The 18,296-nt window shown below is 68.6% G+C and carries 15 protein-coding genes and 1 pseudogene; 7 read left to right on the top strand and 9 right to left on the bottom strand.

Annotated features, from left to right (window positions below):
• Nucleotides 1-32: 32 nt before the first annotated feature.
• Nucleotides 33-320 (top strand): hypothetical protein, encoded by a 288-nt coding sequence (locus tag AUL34_RS22920; protein WP_244492634.1) that lies wholly within the window; start codon nt 33-35, stop codon nt 318-320.
• Here AUL34_RS22920 and AUL34_RS23110 read toward each other — a convergent pair.
• Nucleotides 272-610, bottom strand: a pseudogene (locus tag AUL34_RS23110) (multifunctional 2',3'-cyclic-nucleotide 2'-phosphodiesterase/5'-nucleotidase/3'-nucleotidase); the annotation flags it as partial. The gene AUL34_RS22920 and the pseudogene AUL34_RS23110 overlap by 49 nt on opposite strands.
• A 147-nt stretch (nt 611-757) precedes the next feature.
• On the opposite strand from AUL34_RS23110, the gene AUL34_RS18065 reads away from it, so the two are divergent.
• Both AUL34_RS18065 and AUL34_RS18060 read left to right on the top strand, forming a co-directional pair.
• Nucleotides 758-2,935 carry a malate synthase G gene (locus AUL34_RS18065; RefSeq protein ID WP_061936861.1) on the top strand — a complete coding sequence of 726 codons (2,178 nt, stop codon included), beginning with the start codon at nt 758-760 and terminating at the stop codon, nt 2,933-2,935.
• 8 nt (nt 2,936-2,943) lie between these two features.
• The gene (locus tag AUL34_RS18060) at nt 2,944-3,408 is read left to right on the top strand and encodes a YqaA family protein (RefSeq protein ID WP_244492633.1); all 465 of its coding nucleotides are present in this window, start codon (nt 2,944-2,946) and stop codon (nt 3,406-3,408) included.
• Nucleotides 3,409-3,411: 3 nt separating this feature from the next.
• Here the strand turns inward: AUL34_RS18060 and AUL34_RS18055 are convergent, their stop codons facing one another.
• The gene (locus AUL34_RS18055; RefSeq protein WP_061936858.1) at nt 3,412-4,809 is read right to left on the bottom strand and encodes a DUF459 domain-containing protein; all 1,398 of its coding nucleotides are present in this window, start codon (nt 4,807-4,809) and stop codon (nt 3,412-3,414) included.
• 5 nt (nt 4,810-4,814) lie between these two features.
• Nucleotides 4,815-6,038 (bottom strand): lytic murein transglycosylase, encoded by a 1,224-nt coding sequence (locus AUL34_RS18050; protein ID WP_061936855.1) that lies wholly within the window; start codon nt 6,036-6,038, stop codon nt 4,815-4,817.
• 227 nt (nt 6,039-6,265) lie between these two features.
• On the opposite strand from AUL34_RS18050, the gene galU reads away from it, so the two are divergent.
• Entirely contained in the window at nt 6,266-7,183 is a 918-nt protein-coding gene (galU, locus tag AUL34_RS18045) for a UTP--glucose-1-phosphate uridylyltransferase GalU (protein WP_061936852.1), read from the top strand.
• A 56-nt stretch (nt 7,184-7,239) separates the two neighbouring features.
• On the opposite strand, the gene AUL34_RS18040 is transcribed toward galU, so the two are convergent.
• On the bottom strand, nt 7,240-8,991 hold the full coding sequence (locus AUL34_RS18040; RefSeq protein WP_061936849.1) for an outer membrane beta-barrel protein: 1,752 nt from the start codon (nt 8,989-8,991) through the stop codon (nt 7,240-7,242).
• A 149-nt stretch (nt 8,992-9,140) separates the two neighbouring features.
• Between AUL34_RS18040 and AUL34_RS18035 the strand changes: the two genes are divergently transcribed.
• Nucleotides 9,141-10,139, top strand: coding sequence for an SIS domain-containing protein (locus tag AUL34_RS18035; protein ID WP_061937121.1), 999 nt, complete (start codon nt 9,141-9,143; stop codon nt 10,137-10,139).
• Nucleotides 10,140-10,238: 99 nt separating this feature from the next.
• On the opposite strand, the gene hemH is transcribed toward AUL34_RS18035, so the two are convergent.
• From hemH to AUL34_RS18015, 4 genes are all read right to left on the bottom strand, one after another.
• Entirely contained in the window at nt 10,239-11,303 is a 1,065-nt protein-coding gene (gene hemH / locus AUL34_RS18030; RefSeq protein ID WP_061936846.1) for a ferrochelatase, read from the bottom strand.
• 244 nt (nt 11,304-11,547) lie between these two features.
• A complete protein-coding gene (locus tag AUL34_RS18025) occupies nt 11,548-11,925 on the bottom strand; it encodes a hypothetical protein (RefSeq protein ID WP_061936843.1) in 378 nt (125 codons plus the stop codon).
• A gap of 224 nt (nt 11,926-12,149) precedes the next feature.
• On the bottom strand, nt 12,150-12,626 hold the full coding sequence (locus AUL34_RS18020; protein ID WP_061936840.1) for a nuclear transport factor 2 family protein: 477 nt from the start codon (nt 12,624-12,626) through the stop codon (nt 12,150-12,152).
• Nucleotides 12,627-12,756: 130 nt separating this feature from the next.
• On the bottom strand, nt 12,757-14,202 hold the full coding sequence (locus AUL34_RS18015) for a homospermidine synthase (protein ID WP_061936837.1): 1,446 nt from the start codon (nt 14,200-14,202) through the stop codon (nt 12,757-12,759).
• A gap of 129 nt (nt 14,203-14,331) precedes the next feature.
• On the opposite strand from AUL34_RS18015, the gene AUL34_RS18010 reads away from it, so the two are divergent.
• On the top strand, nt 14,332-15,303 hold the full coding sequence (locus AUL34_RS18010; RefSeq protein WP_061936834.1) for a small ribosomal subunit Rsm22 family protein: 972 nt from the start codon (nt 14,332-14,334) through the stop codon (nt 15,301-15,303).
• Between the two features lie 4 nt (nt 15,304-15,307).
• On the opposite strand, the gene AUL34_RS18005 is transcribed toward AUL34_RS18010, so the two are convergent.
• Nucleotides 15,308-17,131, bottom strand: a complete 1,824-nt coding sequence (locus tag AUL34_RS18005) for a M3 family oligoendopeptidase (RefSeq protein ID WP_061936830.1) — start codon at nt 17,129-17,131, stop codon at nt 15,308-15,310.
• 301 nt (nt 17,132-17,432) lie between these two features.
• Here AUL34_RS18005 and AUL34_RS18000 point away from each other — a divergent pair.
• On the top strand, nt 17,433-18,296 hold an 864-nt coding region (locus AUL34_RS18000; protein WP_156420986.1), incomplete at its 3' end, for a DUF882 domain-containing protein.

Below are 18,296 nucleotides of genomic sequence, written 5' to 3'. Positions count from 1 at the left end.
CGGCCTCGCGGCGTGCGGCCGCGACCGGGTCGGTGAAGGCGATCGACTTGCCCGCCGCCGTCAGCTCGCCGTTGTCCTGCGGGGTGAGACCGATGACGCCGATCCGCTCGCCGTCCTTCTCGATGACGGTCGAGGGCTTCACCAGCCGGGCGAGCGCCGGTTCGCGCACGAGGTCGGCATTGGCCATCAGCATGGGGAAGCGGACGGCGCCCGCGAAGGTCTCGATCACCGGCACGCCGTCGTCGAACTCGTGGTTACCGACCGCCATCGCCTCGAAACCGATCGCGTTCATGAACTCGGCCGCGTCGTCGTTGCGGTAGCGTGTGTAGAAGAGCGAACCCTGGCTCTGGTCGCCGGCATCCAGAAGAAGCGTCGGCGTCCGCCCGGCCGCCGCGCGCTCGGTCCGAACCGCGCTGGCGATGCGCGCGACGCCGCCGAAGCAGGCCTTCTCCGCCGCGTCCTTCTCCGAGCAGGGCCCGTCCGACTTCGAGATCGGCTCCACGCGGCTGTGGAAGTCGTTGATATGGAGGATCGTCAGGTCAAAGGCGCGGGCGGGCAGGGCGGTGCCGGCGGCCACGATGGCTGCGAGGCCGAGGAGGGCGGATCGCATGGGGGCTCCTTGCGTCGAGTCGCGCGGGAGTGTCCGGGCACCGGGCCGCTTTGGCAACCCTTGCCTCCGTGACCCTACCCAAGGCGTTTGACAGGGGTATCTCCTTCCCCCAAACCCTCGGGCGATCGAACCAGGAGGAGCCTGCCCATGTCCGATACCGTTGAGATTCACGGCCTGAAGGTCGCGCCCGTCCTGAAGGACTTCGTGGAGACCGAAGCGCTGCCCGGCACCGGTGTCGACGCGGACGGGTTCTGGCGTTCGCTGGCCGAGATCCTGGCGGACCTTGCGCCGCGCAACCGCGAACTCCTGGATATACGCGACGACTTCCAGGCGCGGATCGACGCCTGGTGCCGAGAGCGGCAGGGCCGGGCGGTGGACGGCGCGGAGGCGGAGGCCTTCCTGCGCGAGATCGGCTACATCGTGCCGGAGGGCGAAGCGTTCGCGGTCGAAACGGTCAAGGTCGATCCCGAGATCGCCACCATCGCCGGGCCGCAGCTCGTCGTGCCCGTGCTCAACGCGCGCTTCGCGCTGAACGCGGCCAATGCCCGTTGGGGCTCTCTCTACGACGCGCTCTACGGAACGGACGCGATCTCGGAAGACGGGGGAGCCGAGCGGAGCGGGGACTACAACCCCGCGCGCGGCGCGAAGGTCGTCGCGTGGGCGCGGGAGTTTCTCGATCGCTCGGCGCCGCTGGCGGGTGCATCCTGGACCGAGGCCACGGGCTTCTCCGCCCGGGATGGCAAGCTTGTCGTGCGCCTGGAGGGCCGCGAGACCGCTCTCGCCAGGCCGGACCAGTTCGCCGGCTATCGCGGTTCGCCGGAGGCCCCCGAGGCGCTGCTTCTCGTCACCAACGGCCTCCATGCCGAGGTGGTGATCGACGCCGCGACGCCGATCGGCAAGCTCGACCGCGCCGGCATCTCCGACGTCGTGCTGGAGAGCGCCGTCACCACCATCCAGGACTGCGAGGACTCGGTCGCCGCCGTCGATGCCGAGGACAAGGTCGCGGTCTATCGCAACTGGCTCGGCCTGATGAAGGGCGACCTCGCCGAGACCTTCGAGAAGGGCGGCCGGACGATGACCCGCCGCCTCAACCCCGACCGAGACTACACCGCGCCGGACGGCGGGGCGCTGACGCTGCCGGGTCGCTCGCTGATGCTCGTGCGCAATGTCGGCCACCTCATGACCAACCTCGCGGTGCTCCTGCCCGATGGATCGGAGGCGCCGGAAGGCATCCTCGACGCGATGATCACCTCGCTGATCGCGATGCACGACCTGAAGAAGACGGACGGTCCGCGCAACAGCCGTGCCGGCTCGGTCTATATCGTGAAGCCCAAGATGCACGGCCCCGACGAGGTGGAGTTCACCGACGAGATCTTCAGCCGCGTCGAGACGGCGCTCGGCCTCGAGCCCGACACCTTGAAGATGGGCATCATGGACGAGGAGCGCCGCACCACGGTCAACCTCAAGGAGTGCATCCGCCGGGCGCGTCGCCGCGTCGTCTTCATCAACACCGGCTTCCTCGACCGCACCGGCGACGAGATGCACACCTCGATGGAACTCGGCCCCATGATCCGCAAGGGGGACATGAAGGCCTCCACCTGGATCAAGGCCTACGAGGACCGCAACGTCGACACCGGGCTCGCCTGCGGGCTCAAGGGCCACGCGCAGATCGGCAAGGGCATGTGGGCGATGCCCGACAAGATGGCGGCGATGCTCGAGCAGAAGGTCGGCCACCCCAAGGCCGGCGCCAACACGGCCTGGGTGCCGTCGCCGACGGCCGCGACCCTCCACGCCACGCACTACCACGAGATCTCGGTCGCAAAGGTCCAGGCCGGGCTCGAAGGCCATCCGCGCACCGAGCTCGCCGACATTCTCACCATCCCCGTCGCCGTGCGCCCGAACTGGACGCCGGACGACGTGCAGGCCGAGCTCGACAACAACGCGCAAGGCATTCTCGGCTATGTCGTGCGTTGGGTCGATGCGGGCGTCGGCTGCTCCAAGGTGCCCGACATTCACGACGTCGGCCTGATGGAGGACCGCGCCACCTGCCGCATCTCCTCCCAGCACATCGCCAACTGGCTGCGCCATGGCGTGGTCACCGAGGCCCAGGTGCGCGAGACCATGCAGCGCATGGCCGATGTCGTCGACAAGCAGAACGCGGGCGATCCCACCTACGAGCCGATGGCCCCGGACTTCGACCGCTCCATCGCGTTCCAGGCGGCTCTCGAACTCGTGCTGAAGGGCCGCGAGCAGCCGAACGGCTACACCGAGCCGGTCCTCCACCGCCGGCGCCTGGAGAAGAAGGCGGCCGGTCGACGCCATTGACGCCAGCCTTGATCGGGCTTGTCGAGAACGCGGGCCCCCTGGCGATCCAGGGGGCTCTTTTCGTCTCCGCGTTCCTGTCGGCGACGTTGCTGCCCGGCTCGTCGGAAGCCTTGCTGGTCGCCCTGATCCTTCAAGGCGGCTTCGACCCGGTGGCGCTGACCGTCGTGGCGGCTGCCGGCAACACGCTCGGCAGCCTATTCAACTGGGCCTGCGGGCGCTGGCTCATGGACCGGAGCGACGCGCGCTGGTTTCCGGTTTCCGAGCGCCATCTCGCCCGGGCGAAGCGCTGGTTCGCGCGGTTCGGCCTGCCGTCGCTCCTGTTCAGCTGGCTGCCCGTGGTGGGGGATGCGCTGACGCTGGTCGCGGGGGTCCTCGGCGTCCGCGTGCTGCCCTTCCTTCTCCTCGTGGGGGCCGGCAAGCTCGCGCGCTACGCCATCGTGGCCGCGACGACGGCAGGTGCTCTCATCGGATAGCTGTCAGGGCTGGTTGGGGGCGGGCAGGCTGCGCGCGGCTGCATCCGCCGCGCCGGCGGTTTCCGGCGCACCGGCGTCTTTGGCTTGCCGGCGCAACTCTTCCAGCGACGTGGAGCCGCGGAAGACGATGGCGTTGTCCCGCGTCGTCGGCGAGACCGCCGCGCCGCGCCCGGTCCAGTTGAACTGGTCGGCACGGCCCTCGGTCGGGTCGTGCGCCGCGCCGGCCACCACGAGCCGGGCGCGCGGGCTGGCGTCGGTGCCGGCCTGCAACGCCCGCGCCGGGGCACCGCCGAGCAGCCTGTCGCCGCCGTCAAGGCTGGGATCGGAGAAGCTGACGGGCGGGGTGCTGGTGGTGGAAGCGAGATCGCCCACCGATGGCAGGTCGGAGGCCGAGAGTTGCTGCGCGCCGAGGCTTGCCACGAGATCGTCGACGCTGAGGCCGAGGACGCGCGTGACCGGCTTCTCGACGAAATAGGCAAGCTTGTCCTGCCCGGCGCCGGTCAGGGTCACGCCGTCGGAGTTACGCAGCCGTGCCGTCTGGCCGGCCATGTCGGGGCCCGAGGCGGCAAAAGCGCCGTTGGCGTCGGTGAAGCCGCCCCAGACGTCCACGTACTCGCCCCCCGCCTTGAGGGCGGCCGTGCGATAGAGGTCGTTGAAATAGACCATGTCCTCGCTGGCGCGGTCGATGCCGAAGGGCAGCGCGCCGACCCAGACGAGCGAGGCCCCGCCGGCCCGCACCGCCGCGGCCAGCGCTTCGGTGCGCGCGGTGTAGCGGGCGCTCCATTCGGCGGTGCGCAAGGCGAGCGAGGAACCGGCGTCGCGGATGGCCTGACGGTCGTTGGCACCCAGCATCACCACCACGACGGCCGGCTTGGTCTCTGCGATCGTCTTGCCGATCGTGGCCGGCCAGTCGAAATGGTCGTCGCGCACGAGGCCGGACGAGCCGTCAACCTTCGAGACGACGCGGATCTCACGGTTCTGCGAGACTGCCTCCTCCAGCCCCTTGGCGAGCGACCCCGCCATGAAGTCGCCGACCACCAGGACCGTGCGTGCGGTTTCGCTCTTCTCGACCGGCGCGGCAGCCGCCGCCGCAGTAGCGGCGCCGGCTCCCGCCGCTGCCGTCCGAGCGGTTCCCTTGGAGCCGCGCGAGCGCGAGGCGGTCGCCGCGTCCTTGCGCGGCTTGCGGACCTTCTTGACCTGACGGCGCGGCTGCGGCTGCTCGACGCGCTGCGGCGGCTGGCGCGTTTCGCTGCGCCCGCCGCCGAACAGCATGTCGAGAAGGCCACGGCGCTCCTGCGCCTCGGCCGGCGGTGCATGCACGACCTGTGCCCCGAGGAGAGCGCAGGCCAGGATGGCGGACAGGAGGGCGCGGGTCGTCCGCGCGTTGGTCGTGTCCGCCATGGGCTTCAATGTCTCCGCAAGAGGTCGAGAAGGGCCTTGGAGGCGTTGCCGTCCTCCGCGACGCCCGCGCGGCGCTGGTAGGCGGTGATCGACGCCTTGGACCCCGAGCCGATCTTGCCGTCGATCTTGCCGTCGTAGAGGCCGTGCCGGGTCAGGCGCTGCTGCACCTCGTAGCGCTCCTCCATCGACAACGGCGTGTAGCCGCGCGGCCAGCCTTGCGCGAAGTCGCCGTAGCCCGCGATGCGGTCGGCGAGGTGGCCGACGGCGAGCGCGTACTTGTCGGCGTTGTTGTAGCGCTTGATGACGAAGAAGTTCTTGGTCATCAGGAAGGCCGGACCCTCGGTGCCCGCCGGCAGGAGGAGGTTGGCGTTGTCGCCGGGAGACGGGAAGGCGCGGTTGCTGACGCGCTTGAACCCGCTCGCCGACCATTGCGACAGCTTGCGGTTGGCGCGCTGCATCTGCGCGGCGCCCGCCGGCGCCACGACCTCGTAGCCCCAGGTCTTGCCGGTCTGCCAGCCGTTCTTGCGCAGGAGATTGGCGGCGGTGGCGAGCGCGTCCGGAACCGAGTTCCAGATGTCGGGATGGCCGTTGCCGTCCATGTCCACGGCATAGGCCTGATAGCTCGTCGGAATGAACTGCGTGTGACCCATGGCGCCGGCCCAGGAGCCGGTCAGCCCCTTGGGCGTCACGTGGCCGTCCTGCACGATCTTGAGTGCGGCCAGAAGCTGGGTCCGGGCGAACTTGGCGCGCTTCGGATCGAGATAGGCGAGCGTCGCCAGGGCCTGTGGCACGCTCTTCATTACGTCCTGGCGCTCCAGGATGCGGCCATAGTTGGATTCCATCGACCAGATGGCGAGGAGGATGTGTCGATCGACGCCGAAGCGCTGCTCGATCCGGTCGAGCCAGGGCTTGTACTGGACCAGCATGCGCCGGCCCTCGGCGACCGATTCATCGTTCACCCGGTTGTCGAGATAATCCCAGATCTTGTCCTGGAACTCCGGCTGGAAGCGCGCCTTCTGGATCACGTCCGGATCGGGCTCGCTGACGCCCGAGAACACGGCGCGATAGGTGTTGCGGCTGATGCCGTTGGCCACGGCCGTCTTCTCGAAGCCCGAGATCCAGTTGCGGAAACCGGCGTCGGCGAGGGCGGGCGTGGACGCCGAGGCGACCAGGAGCGCGAGGCAGCCGGCGCCAAGGGCCAGGAAGCGCTTGTGGATCGGTCCAGGCATGGGTCTACTCCTTGGAAGGACAGAACGTTAGCGAGGGCCTCGAGTCTAGAGGGCGGATGTGAACGCTTCCTTTACCACGTCCGGACACGAAAAGCTTTTCGACGCGTGATGTGTCATCTAATCAGCATCTTCTTAGGCGAAATCACGGCGCGTCCGTCGATTCACTCGACGCAGTCGCACCGAACGCCTTATAGTCACGTTCTCGTAATCGGCAGGAAGGATCACGAATGCGCAAGGTCAGGAAGGCCGTCTTTCCGGTCGCGGGTCTGGGAACGAGGTTCCTCCCCGCCACCAAGGCAATCCCCAAGGAGATGCTGACGGTCGTCGACCGCCCTGTGATCCAGTACGTGGTGGACGAGGCCCGTCAGGCGGGCATCGAGCACCTGATCTTCGTCACGGGCCGCAACAAGGGCGTGATCGAGGACTATTTCGACATCCAGGTCGAGCTGGTCAACACGCTCAAGGAGCGCAACAAGACCATCGAGCTCAGCCTTCTCGACGACATCCAGCCGACCCCCGGCACGGCCAGCTTCACGCGCCAGCAGGCGCCGCTCGGGCTCGGCCATGCGGTCTGGTGCGCGCGCGACCTCGTCGGCCCCGAGCCCTTCGCCCTGCTTCTGCCCGACATGATCATGCAGGACACCGAGGGCTGCCTGAAGAAGATGGTCGAGCTCTACGACCAGACCGGCGGCAACGTCATCTCGGTGGAGCAGTGCGACCCGGCCGAGACCCACAAGTACGGCATCGTCGGCAAGGGCGCCGAAGTCGGCTCGGGTTTCCGCATCGACGGCATGGTCGAGAAGCCGAAGGCCGAGGAGGCTCCGTCCAACTACTTCATCTCCGGCCGCTACATCCTGCAGCCCGAGATCTTCGACATCCTGTCGACGCAGGAAAAGGGCGCGGGCAACGAGATCCAGCTGACCGACGGCATGCTGAAGCTCGCCAAGCAGCAGGACTTCTTCGCCTACCCCTTCACCGGGCGCACCTTCGACTGCGGCTCCAAGGAAGGCTTCATCCAGGCCAACGTCGCCTTCGCCCTGTGGCGCAACGACATCCGCCACAAGGTCTTCGACGACCTCGACGAGCTGATGCGCACGGTGGAGCCGGAGGAGCGCCGCTCGACGTCTCGCACCGCCGCCGAATAGGCGGGAGTGCCAAGATCCAACGCGGAAGAGGGCGCCCCGACCGGCGCCCTTTTTCGTCAGCGCTGCAGACGGATGCCGAGGCGGAACGTGTTGGCGTCGTAGTCGAGACCGGGCAGGGGGCCATCGAACCGGTCGTAGCGGTAGCGCGCCGTGACAGCGAGGGCGCGGTTGAGCCAGTAGGTCAGCCCAGTCTCGGCAGCGTAGAGATTCTCGTCGCCGGCCACGGGACCATCGCGCAGGCCGGCGATCAGCCGGCCCTCCAGATCGATCCGCGCCGTCGCCCGGTGCCGGAGCCCGAGCGAGGCCTGATACAGGGTCGAGGTCGAGAGGCCCGTCGTGTCCGGCTCGAAGAAGGTCTCGCCGCTGAGGAGAACATCGGTTCCCCGACGCGGAGACCAGTTGATCCGCGCGTCGATCGTGGGACTGGCCGTGCGTTCCAGCGCGTCCTCGTCGGGCAGGTTCCAGGCATAGCCGACCGCCACCTCGCCCGACATCTTCTCGCCCCAGTCGAACCCGACGCCGCCCCGAAGGGCCGGGATCGTGCTGTCCCGCGACAGGAGGCTCGGCGCGTCCTCGTCGAACAGGCGCCGCCCGAGACTCGCGGCCACGAAGGGCCGGATGGCCGGCGTCACGTCGTAGCCGCTGCGAACGCCCGCGCTCCAGGTGGTGAAGCTGTCGTCGAGGCGGCGCACCGTTCCGTCGAACAGCCCGTCGCTGCGGTCCTCGCGAACGGCCGACAGGTCGAGTTCGTTGTGGATAAGCCCGACGTCGCGCGACAGCGAGGCGCCGGCCGAATAGGCTAGGATGTCGCGCGTCGAGGCGTCCGCCGTCGCCGGGCCGCTGACCAGCGGATCGTCGCGGTCGAAGCGCAGCGCACCGCGCACCGTCGCCGTCCAGTCGCGGTCGATATCGATGCGGAGCCGCCCGTCGAGATCGATCCGGGGGACGTCCCTCAACGGACCGGAGTCGTTGCGCCGATAGCTGGCGAGCGCGTTGATCTCCGCTTCATGCCGCGTCCAGTTCGACAGAAGACGGACCGAGGCCGTCGTCTCCGAGAAGGCGCCGCGCACGCCGTCCAGCGTGTTGGTCAGGTTGTCGGACGTACCGAAGCTCTGCTCCAGCGAGGAGGTGAGGGTGAAGGTTCCGACCCGTAGACCGAGCGCCGCGAAGGGATCGTCCGGCGAGCGCGGCAGGGCGCGGCGCAGGTCGTCGAGCCCTGCCGCGCCTTGGCGGCCCAGGCGCGTGTCCTGCGTCGGGCTACGCACCGGCCCGACGGCGCGGAAGAGTTCGGCGGGGGCCTCGGCCCCGGAAGAGCGTTCGCGATCGTCGGTGTCCACCATGTCGGCATCCGTCGCGACGCCGTCCTCGCGCGGGACGGCCGTGCCGTTGCGCGAGGCCCTGGCCGGGCGCACCGCCGCATCGACAGGCCCGGTCGGCGTGGCTTGCCGGGTGGACTGGGGAAGGTTCTCGCGTCGGGGCTCCGGCGGCCCGGCGAAGAGGTCGAGCGCCTCGACGGCGCCGATCCCCGCGTTTTCCGGCGTTGGCCGTGGCGGGGGCGTGGTCGGGTCGGCGAGGCCCGCGTCGAGATCGTTCGAGAGTTCGCGAAGCGCGGGGTCCAGCGGCTGCATCGCCTCGCGCTCGGAATCGCGCGGGGTCTGCGCCCGCAGATCGGACGTGTCGGAGAGGCGTATCTCGCTCTCGCCACGCCGGGGCGGCTCGTCCGGCCGCACGCTCTGCGCCAGCGCCGGACCGACTGGCCCGGCGGTCAGGAGCAGCGAGGCGAGAAAGGGACGAAGGCTTCGCGTCATGTCCGATCGTTTATGGAGGCGCCGGGTGGATGGTCGGCGCTCGCGGCGTGCGTTCAGTCGTAAAGCGCCACGATGGTGCAGGGCTGACCGAGCGGAAGGTGTTCGCGCCGACGCTGGCGCCCGTTCGCGTCGGGGAGTAGAGGATGCGCATGACGTCCCAAGCTCTTCCGCTCGCCGCCGTGTCGGGTCCCGGCACCCAATCCGCCATACGCACCGTGCGCACCGAGGCGGAGGGGCTCGCCCTTCTTGCCGAAGCGTTGGGCGGGGAGCTCGGGGACGCTTTCGAGCGCAGCCTCGACATCATCGCGGCCGTGCGCGGCCGTCTCGTCGTCACCGGCATCGGCAAGAGCGGCCATATCGGCTCCAAGATCGCCGCGACCTTCGCCTCGACGGGAACGCCGGCCTTCTTCGTCCATCCGGTCGAGGCCAATCACGGCGATCTCGGCATGATCGGGCGCGACGACGCGGTGCTGGCCATGAGCTGGTCCGGCGAGTCGGCCGAGTTGAAGGGCATCGTGTCCTATACGCGCCGCTTCCGCATTCCCCTGATCGCCGTCACGTCGCGCGAGACCTCGGCGCTCGGCTCCGCTGCCGACGAGCGGCTCGTTCTGCCGCGCGTGGCGGAAGCCTGCCCGCACGGCCTCGCGCCAACCAGTTCGACGACGCTCCAACTGGCGCTCGGCGACGCGCTCGCCGTGGCGCTTCTCGAGCGCAAGGGCTTCAGCCCCAACGACTTCCGCGTCTTCCACCCCGGCGGCCAGCTCGGCGCGAGCCTGCGCCATGTCGGCGACGTCATGCATCGCGGCGAAGCGCTGCCGCTGGTGGCGAGCGGCACGCCGATGGGCGAGGCGATCCTTGCCATCTCGCGCAAGGGCTTCGGCTGCGTGGCCGTGGTGGCCGAGGATGGGCGGTTGCTCGGCATCGTCACCGATGGCGACCTGCGCCGCCATCTCGCGCCCGACCTCCTGGCCCGCACGGTGGACGAGGTGATGACGCCGGCGCCCAAGACGATCCGCCCCGATACGCTGGCGATCAAGGCGCTCGACATCATTAACGGCGCCAACATCACCGCCCTGATGGTGGTGGAGAACGAGAAGCCGGTCGGCATCATCCACCTCCACGACCTGCTGCGTCTCGGGGTCGCCTGACGGCGATCCGCTCGGTCCGCGCCGATCTGCCGGACACAAAGAGAAGGCCGCCGGGTTTCCCGCGGCGGCCCCTTCACCGATGCTGCGACGGCGCCGGCCTCAGCCGACCCAGCCGCCGAGTTCGCGCCGCACCATGTGCTCGATGACGTCCATCCCGTCCTCGGAATCGTTGAGGCAGGGGATGTGGCTGAAATGCTCGCCGCCATGCTCGCGGAAGATCTCGCCCGCCTCGCCGGCGATCTCCTCCAGCGTTTCCAGGCAGTCCGAGACGAAGCCGGGATTCAGGATGGCGATGCGCTTGATCCCCTGTTTCGCCAAGGCCTCGACGGTCTTGTCGGTGTAGGGCTGCAGCCACTCCTCCGGCCCGAAGCGCGACTGGAAGGTGGTCATGAAACGCCCCTTCTCCCAGCCGAGACGCTCCTCCACGAGCCGCGAGGTCTTCTGGCAGTGGCAGTGGTAGGGGTCGCCCTTGCGGAAATAGCTCTGCGGAATGCCGTGATAGGAGGCGATCACCCGCTCGGGCTCGAAGGGGAGCGTGGCGAGATGCGCCTCGATCGATCGCGCGAGCGCCTCGATATAGACCGGCTCGTCGTGGTAGGCGGGCACCGTGCGCACCGCCGGCATCCAGCGCTGCGCCATCAGGTGTTCGAAGAACTTGTCGTTCACGGTCGCCGTGGTGGACGCCGAATATTGCGGATAGAGCGGGAAGCAGAGGATGCGCTCGCACCCTTGCGCCCGCAGTGCCTCGACACGCTCGGCGATCGAGGGCTGGCCGTAGCGCATGCCCCAGTCGACGACGACGTTGCGCTCCCCCGCCATGCGCTCGGCGAGCTTCTCACCCTGCGAGCGGGTGAAGGTGCGCAAGGGGCTCTCGTTGCGCTCCTTGTTCCAGATCTGCTCGTAGGCGTGGCCGGACTTCTTCGGCCGCGTGTTGAGCACGATGCCGTAGAGGATCGGATACCAGGCCGCGCGCGGCCACTCGATCACGCGCTTGTCCGACAGGAACTCGCGCAGATACCGGCGCATCGGCTTGTAGTCGGTGCCATCGGGCGTGCCGAGATTGACCAGGAGGACGCCGACCTTCTTCGGCTTCACCGGCGGATGCCCAGCGGGCAGGGGGCCGATCGCGGTGGAAAGGTCGACGGGGCGGGGACTGGTCAGCATGGGCGGGACGGGATCGCTCGGGGTGGGGCGGCAGGGCTAGCGGGCGCTCTCGCCCCTCTCCCTGCCGGATATGGACAGGGAGGCGCGGATGGGCAAGCGGACAAGTCGTCCGACCCCGAGCTGGGTCGCGCGGGGTCGGTCGGACGGATCCTCGTCCGCAACACCGTGCGCGGTCGCTTTCTTCCGGCGGATCTCGTCGCGAGACCCCCGGCGCGCTCCGTCCGACGCCCGCCCCGCGCCGTCGTCACGCCTTGCGGCTGAATTCGAAGCGGCTGCCGTCGGCGTTGACGCAGGCGAGGCGGTCCGCCGACATCTGGTTGCAGTTCACCGACATCTGCTGGTTGCGCGAGCGCGAGGTGTAGATGATGCTCGCCTGGCTGGCGCCGGTCTTGGTGTAGTTGCCCTCGGCCAGAACCGCGCCGGTCGCAGCCTCGCGCGAGGTGAAGCGACCGCTGGCGAAGGTCGCCGTGTAGGCGACGGGTCCCCCCATCGACGACCACTGGCCTTCCAGCCCCGTGGCGCGCGGTGCGACCGCGACCTGCGTGGGCGGAGCGGCCGTCTGACAGGCGGACAGGGCGAGAGCCGCCGCCAGGAGCGGGAGAGCGCGAGAAAGGGAACGCATCGGCGACTCCGAAAGGTCGATGGATAAAGGTTTAACGAAGTTACGGCAGACGCCTTGCGGAGTCATCGGCCCGGCGGGGGACTATCCCCATCTCTCGGCATCTCGCCCGGGACTTCGCGCGGATCGGCGCTGTGGCACCGTCTCGGCCGGCTGCTGGGGACTTTGCACCGCGCTCCGACACCGGATCCACCGCCCCGCCCCGCCCGCAACACGCGGCCGGAGCGCTAGACGCGCGATGCCGACCCCGCGAAGGCTTCCTCGCGCTTGGCGGCGATCACCGAATGAATGGTGCCGATCGTCTCGATCGAACGGATGCGCCCGTCCGTGGTGAAGGAGAACCAGTACATGGTGCTGCCGGTGACGAGCGAACCGTTGGTCTCGTCCTGGCGCGTCCAGTCGCAGCGGCTGGCGCCTTCGTCGTCCTCCACGACGATGCCGCGCGGCTTGTAGGAGATATAGGTCGCCCGGCGCAGAAGCTCGTTCAGGAAGGACTTGGCCTCCTCTTCGCCCTGCAGGCGATATTCCCCTTCCATCCGGTTGAACCAGGGCGCGTCGATGATCCCCGCGTTGTTCCGGTTGGAAAACATGGCGCCCGGCGCGAAATGACGTGCGATCGAGCCGGCGGAGCCCGCCATCGCCGCGTCCATGATCTCCCGGATCATACTATGCTTACGTTGGGCTTCGGTCAGAAACTCGCCCATCAGTCACTCCTCAAGCGCATCAAGCACTTGGGCAGGAATGTTAGGGCGGGGAAAGCGATGCGCCAGCATCCTACGAAAAAGCCGCAGGTCGTCCTGCGGCTTTTCCACTGTTGATTTTGGTCTGTGGACTCTATCGGACCAGAATATTCCGGAACTGCCAGGGGTCCTTTTCGTCCAGATCCTCGGGGAAGAGGCCGGGACGATCGGTGAGGGGCGTCCAGTCGGTATAGTAGCCTTTCACCGGGCCGAGATAGGGACGCTGCACTTCGAGGCAGCGGCGGTAGTCCATCTCGTCGGCTTCCACGATGCCGGCTTCCGGGTTCTCCAGTGCCCAGACCATGCCCGCGAGCACGGCCGAGGTGACCTGAAGGCCCGTCGCGTTCTGGTAGGGGGCAAGGCGCCGCGTCTCTTCCAGCGAGAGCTGCGAGCCGTACCAGTAGGCGTTCTTCTCGTGGCCGAAGAGGAGGACGCCGAGCTCGTCGATGCCCTCGACCAGCTCGTTCTCGTCGAGAACGTGATGCTCCGGCTGGATCTTGCCGGCGGCACCGAACAGCTCGTGCAGCGACAGGACCGCGTCGTTCGCCGGATGGTAGGCGTAGTGGACGGTCGGCCGGTAGGTGACCTCGTCCTCCTTGTTGCGGTGGGTGAAGTAGTCCGCGATCGAGATGGACTCGTTGTGCGTGACGAGGAACCCGTATTGCGGGCCCGGCGTCGGGCACCACGAGCGCACGCGCGTGTTGGCGCCGGGCTGCTCGAGATAGATCGCGGCCTGGCAGCCCTTCTTGTGGGTCTTGCCGTTCTTGGGCATCCACTTCTCGTGCGTGCCCCAGCCGAGTTCGGCCGGCTGCATGCCCTCGGACAGGAAGCCCTCGACCGACCAGGTGTTCCAGAACACGTTGCGGGGCTTCGGCTTGGTGGCGACCTGCGTGTCGCGCTCGGCGATGTGGACGCCCTTGACGCCCACCTTCTTCATGAGCTTCGCCCAGCCTTCGCGATCGGACGCCGCCGGCTCATCGAACTCGAGGTTGGTGTCGCGCGCGATGTCGACCAGCGCCTGCTTGACGAACCAGGAAACCATGCCGGGATTGGCGCCGCAGGTGGAGACGGCCGTGGTGCCGCCGGGATGCTTGCGCTTCTCCTTGCGCAGCGTCTCGCGCAGCGCGTAGTTCGTGCGGTCGGCGTTCGACATGTTCTCGTCGAAGTAGAAACCGAGCCAGGGTTCGATCACCGTGTCGATGTAGAGGACGCCGAGCTCGCGGCACATCCGCATGAGATCGACCGAGCCGGTGTCGACCGACAGGTTGACGAGGAAGCCCTGGCCGCCCCCTTCCGTGAGAAGCGGCGTCAGCAGCTCGCGGTAGTTCTGCCGGGTGACGGCTTCCTGGATGAAGCGGATGTTGCGCTCGTCGAGGAGATGGCGGCTCGTGTCGCGCGGGTCGATCACGGTGAAGCGCGACTTGTCGTAGCGGAAATGGCGCTCGATCAGGGGCAGGGTGCCGCGCCCGATGGAGCCGAAGCCGATCATCACGATCGGGCCGGTGATCTCGGCGTGGACCGGGAAGTTCTCGTCTGCCATGGGGTCCCTTTCGGTCTGGACGTGTCTGGAAGGGCCGGGCTAGAGCAGAATGCTGTCAAATAAAAGGGCTCGCGGTCCGAGCCGGCCTGCAAAAGCACGCTGGTTCCATGCCACCGGCACACCGATCCCATGGACCTTCCGCTTGCCTTACGCGCCGCGATCGAAGCGGAACTCGGCTCGACGCCGCTCGCCGACCTGCAGCGGGCGGGCGAGGTTCTTTCGGGGCGATACCGCGCCGAAACGCGCGACGGGCGCCTGCACCTGTCGGACGACCTCTTCGCCAAGGCCTATGCCGCGGCGCGCCTGCCGGCCACCTATGCGGCCCTGCGCGCCTGCCTCGAAGCGGTTGGAGAGGCGCTTCCGGCCTTCGCACCGGCGAGCCTTCTCGATGTCGGCGCGGGACCGGGAACCGCGCTGTGGGCCGTCGCCGACGCTTATCCGGCGCTCGGCCGCGCGACGCTTCTGGAAGCCTCCGACCCGATCCGCCGGCTCGGGGAGCGCCTCGGCGAGGGCGCCTTCGGCTTCCCGCCGGAATGGCGCGCCGGTGACCTCTCGGCGGACCTCGGCGCGTTGCCGGAGGCCGATCTCGTCACCCTGTCCTATGTGCTCGACGAGATCGCTCCCCACGCGATCGCACCCCTCGCCGACGCGCTCTTTGCGAAGACGCGCGGGCTTCTTCTGGTGGTGGAGCCGGGAACGCCGGCCGGCTGGCGCCGCATCCTCCTCGTGCGCGAGCGCCTCGTCGCGGCCGGCGCGCGTGTCGTCGCCCCGTGTCCGCACGAGAAGGCCTGCCCGATCGTGCCGCCCGACTGGTGCCATTTCGCCCAGCGCCTGCCGCGCTCGCGCCTTCACCTGCGCGCCAAGGAAGCCGAAGTCCCGTTCGAAGACGAGAAGTTCGCCTACGTCGCCCTCGCGCGCGATCGCCCCGAGGACGAGGCGTTCGCCCGGATCCTTGCTCCGCCGCGCGCGGGCAGCGGCAAGGTGCGCCTCAAGCTCTGCCGGCCGGACGGCACGGCGGTCGAGACGCTCGTGACGAAGCGCGACGGCGAGCGCTTTCGCCGGGCGCGGCGGGCCGACTGGGGCGACCGCCTGCCCGATTGAGGCTTCAGCCCGCCCGGTCCATCGCCTCCAGCTCGTCGATCAGACCGGAGATCACGCCAAGCCCCTGGCTCCAGAAGGCGGGGTCGGCGGCGTCGAGCCCAAAGGGCGCGAGAAGCTCCGAGTGGTGCTTGGTGCCGCCCGCCTTGAGCATCGCGAAATACTTGTCCTGAAACCCTTCGTCCGCGTTCTGGTAGACCGCGTAGAGCGAGTTCACGAGGCAGTCGCCGAAGGCGTAGGCGTAGACGTAGAACGGCGAATGGATGAAGTGCGGGATGTAGGTCCAGAAGGTCTCGTAGCCCGGCCCGAGGCGCACCGCGGGCCCGAGGCTGCGAGCCTGCACCGCCATCCAGATCTCGCCGATCCGCTCGGCCGTCAGTTCGCCCTGGCGGCGCTCGGTGTGGATCTCGCGCTCGAACTCGTAGAAGGCGATCTGCCGGATCACCGTGTTGATCATGTCCTCGACCTTGGAGGCGATCAGCGTGCGGCGTTCGGCGGGCGTGGCGGCGCGCTCCAGGAGCGAGCGGAAGGTCAGCATCTCGCCGAAGACCGACGCGGTCTCGGCGAGCGTCAGCGGCGTCGAGGCCATCAGCGCGCCCTGGTCGCCTGCCAGCACCTGGTGCACGCCGTGGCCGAGCTCGTGCGCCAGCGTCATCACGTCCCGCGGCTTGCCGAGATAGTTGACGAGAACATAGGGGTGAACGCTCGGCACGGTCGGATGCGCGAACGCGCCCGGCGCCTTGCCGGGGCGTACGGCCGCATCGATCCAGTTCCGCTCGAAGAAGCGACCGGCGATCTCGGCCATGTCGGGCGCAAAGCCCCGGTAGGCCGAGAGCACGGTCTCGCGCGCCTCGTCCCAGCCGATGTCGCGGCGCGAGGCGCCGGGCAGCGGCGCGTTGCGGTCGGTGAATTCCAGTGCGTCGAGCCCGAGCCAGCGGGCCTTCAGCGCGTAGTAGCGATGGGCGATCGCCGGGTAGGCGTCGGACACGGCTTTCGCCAGCGCGTCCACCACCTCGCGCTCGACGCGGTTGGCGAGGTGGCGCGAGTCGGCGACATCGGTGAAGCCGCGCCAGCGGTCGGAAATCTCCTTGTCCTTCGCCAGCGTGTTGGTGACGAGCGCGAAGGTTCGCAGGTTGCGCCGGAAGACCTCGGCCAGCGCCGCGCCAGCCTTGCGTCGCTTGCTCCGGTCCGGATCCTGCAGGAGGTTCAGCGTCTCCTCGAGCGCGAGCTCCTCCCCGTCCACCTCGAAGCGCAACGCCGTCATCGTCTCGTCGAAGAGGCGGTTCCAGGCGCCGTGGCCGGTGACGGACTTCTCCAAGAACAGCTCCTCCACCCGGTCCTCGAGCTGGAAGGGCTTGTCCAGGCGCAGATCCACCACCCATGGGCGGTAGTGCGCAAGTGCGGCGTCGCGCTCCATCGCGGCATTCACCGTCGCCTCGTCGATCCGGTTCAGTTCCAGCGCGAAGAACAGGAGGAGCGAGGAGATGTCGGTGACGCGGGCCTGCATGTCGCCATAGATTTTGGCGTTGGCGGGCGACGCGGTATCGCCGGAATAGACGAGGCCGGCATAGGAGACGAGGCGGCCGAGCAGCTCTTCCAGCACCTCGAACTCGGCGATCGCCGCGCCGAGCCCGTCGTCGCCGGTGGCGCCGGCGGCTTCCGCCAGCCTGCCCTTCCATCGACCCTGGAAGGCGCTCGCGCGACGGCTCGCCTCATCCAGGTCGCGCGCGATCTCGGGCGCGTCGATGCCCGCGTAGAGATCGGCAAGGTTCCATTCGGGAAGGGTCCCGGCAGCACGGGTGTGCGAACGGGTCGGCTGGACGGAACTCATGGGACGACACTCCGGATGGCGAAAGGCGGGGCTTCGAGCGCACGCATATAGGACGGTCCACCGGTCGCCGCATCGGGGGGCGAACAGGGGGAAGCGAGCGATCGATTCGATAGGCAAGCCACGACCCTCGCCCGAATTTCACTCGCCGTTAACCAAAATCCTGTGTATTGGCGCAGAAATAGACCAAGTGTCATTTTCGTGCCGCACTCGTTGCCGAATAAGCTCATCCGCTTGATCGGGACCATTCGTGAACTGATGGGGGACTTCCATCAGCGGGACGACGCACCGGGGGAAGTACCGCATGTTCGGATGGACCGAATGCGTTTCGCGACGCGCCTTCAAACGTGCGGCGGTCGTCCTGATGGGCCTCCTGGCCGCGACGGCCGCGCAGGCCGAGACGCGGACCCTCAAGCTCTATCACGTCCATCTCAAGGAAAAGTCCGAGATCGTCTACAAGCGTGACGGCAAGTTCCTGCCCGACGGTCTGAAGAAGGCCAACTGGGCGCTGCGCGACTGGCGCGAGAACAAGCCGACCACGATGGACCCCAAGCTCCTCGACCTTCTCTACGAGGCGCATAGGCAATCGGGCTCGCGCGGCTACATCCACGTCATCGGCGGCTATCGCTCCCCCGGCACCAACAAGATGCTGCGGTCGCGCTCGTCGGGCGTGGCGGGCTCCAGCCTTCACATGTCGGGCAAGGCGGTGGACTTCTTCCTGCCCGACGTGCCGCTCAAGAAGGTGCGCGACATCGGCCTCAAGATGCAGCTCGGCGGCGTCGGCTACTATCCCCGCTCGGGCTCGCCCTTCGTGCATTTCGACACCGGAAAGGGCCGCTACTGGCCCCGCATGAGCCGCCGCGAACTGGCCGCCATCTTCCCGAAGGGCAACACGATCCACGTGCCGTCCGACGGCAAGCCCCTGGCGGGCTACGAGACGGCGCTCGCCTCCTACAACAAGCGCAAGGGCGCCAACGACGTGCAGATCGCGTCGTCGTCGCGGTCGGGCGGCGGTCGCTCGCTCCTCGCGGCGATCTTCGGCGGTGGTGCGGACGAGGCGGAGGACGAAGCCGAGGCCACGGCCGCGCCGGTCGGCCGGACGCCCGCTCCGGCGCGCGCCGCGCCCGAGCCGGCAGTGCAGGTCGCCGCGGTGCGCCCGAGCCGCGCC

This window comes from Aureimonas sp. AU22 (genome assembly GCF_001463745.1).
GTDB lineage: Bacteria > Pseudomonadota > Alphaproteobacteria > Rhizobiales > Rhizobiaceae > Aureimonas.
The sequence above is the reverse complement of the archived record's forward strand: the minus strand, read 5'-3'. Positions and strand labels throughout refer to the sequence as shown.

Bases quoted from the DNA above. Each gene is read 5' to 3' on its own strand.
- AUL34_RS18065 (WP_061936861.1), top strand. From the start codon at position 758: ATGTCCGATACCGTTGAGATTCACGGCCTGAAGGTCGCGCCCGTCCTG.
- AUL34_RS18055 (WP_061936858.1), bottom strand. From the start codon at position 4,809: ATGGCGGACACGACCAACGCGCGGACGACCCGCGCCCTCCTGTCCGCC.
- AUL34_RS18050 (WP_061936855.1), bottom strand. From the start codon at position 6,038: ATGCCTGGACCGATCCACAAGCGCTTCCTGGCCCTTGGCGCCGGCTGC.
- galU (WP_061936852.1), top strand. From the start codon at position 6,266: ATGCGCAAGGTCAGGAAGGCCGTCTTTCCGGTCGCGGGTCTGGGAACG.
- AUL34_RS18040 (WP_061936849.1), bottom strand. From the start codon at position 8,991: ATGACGCGAAGCCTTCGTCCCTTTCTCGCCTCGCTGCTCCTGACCGCC.
- AUL34_RS18035 (WP_061937121.1), top strand. From the start codon at position 9,141: ATGACGTCCCAAGCTCTTCCGCTCGCCGCCGTGTCGGGTCCCGGCACC.
- hemH (WP_061936846.1), bottom strand. From the start codon at position 11,303: ATGCTGACCAGTCCCCGCCCCGTCGACCTTTCCACCGCGATCGGCCCC.
- AUL34_RS18025 (WP_061936843.1), bottom strand. From the start codon at position 11,925: ATGCGTTCCCTTTCTCGCGCTCTCCCGCTCCTGGCGGCGGCTCTCGCC.
- AUL34_RS18020 (WP_061936840.1), bottom strand. From the start codon at position 12,626: ATGGGCGAGTTTCTGACCGAAGCCCAACGTAAGCATAGTATGATCCGG.
- AUL34_RS18015 (WP_061936837.1), bottom strand. From the start codon at position 14,202: ATGGCAGACGAGAACTTCCCGGTCCACGCCGAGATCACCGGCCCGATC.
- AUL34_RS18010 (WP_061936834.1), top strand. From the start codon at position 14,332: ATGGACCTTCCGCTTGCCTTACGCGCCGCGATCGAAGCGGAACTCGGC.
- AUL34_RS18005 (WP_061936830.1), bottom strand. From the start codon at position 17,131: ATGAGTTCCGTCCAGCCGACCCGTTCGCACACCCGTGCTGCCGGGACC.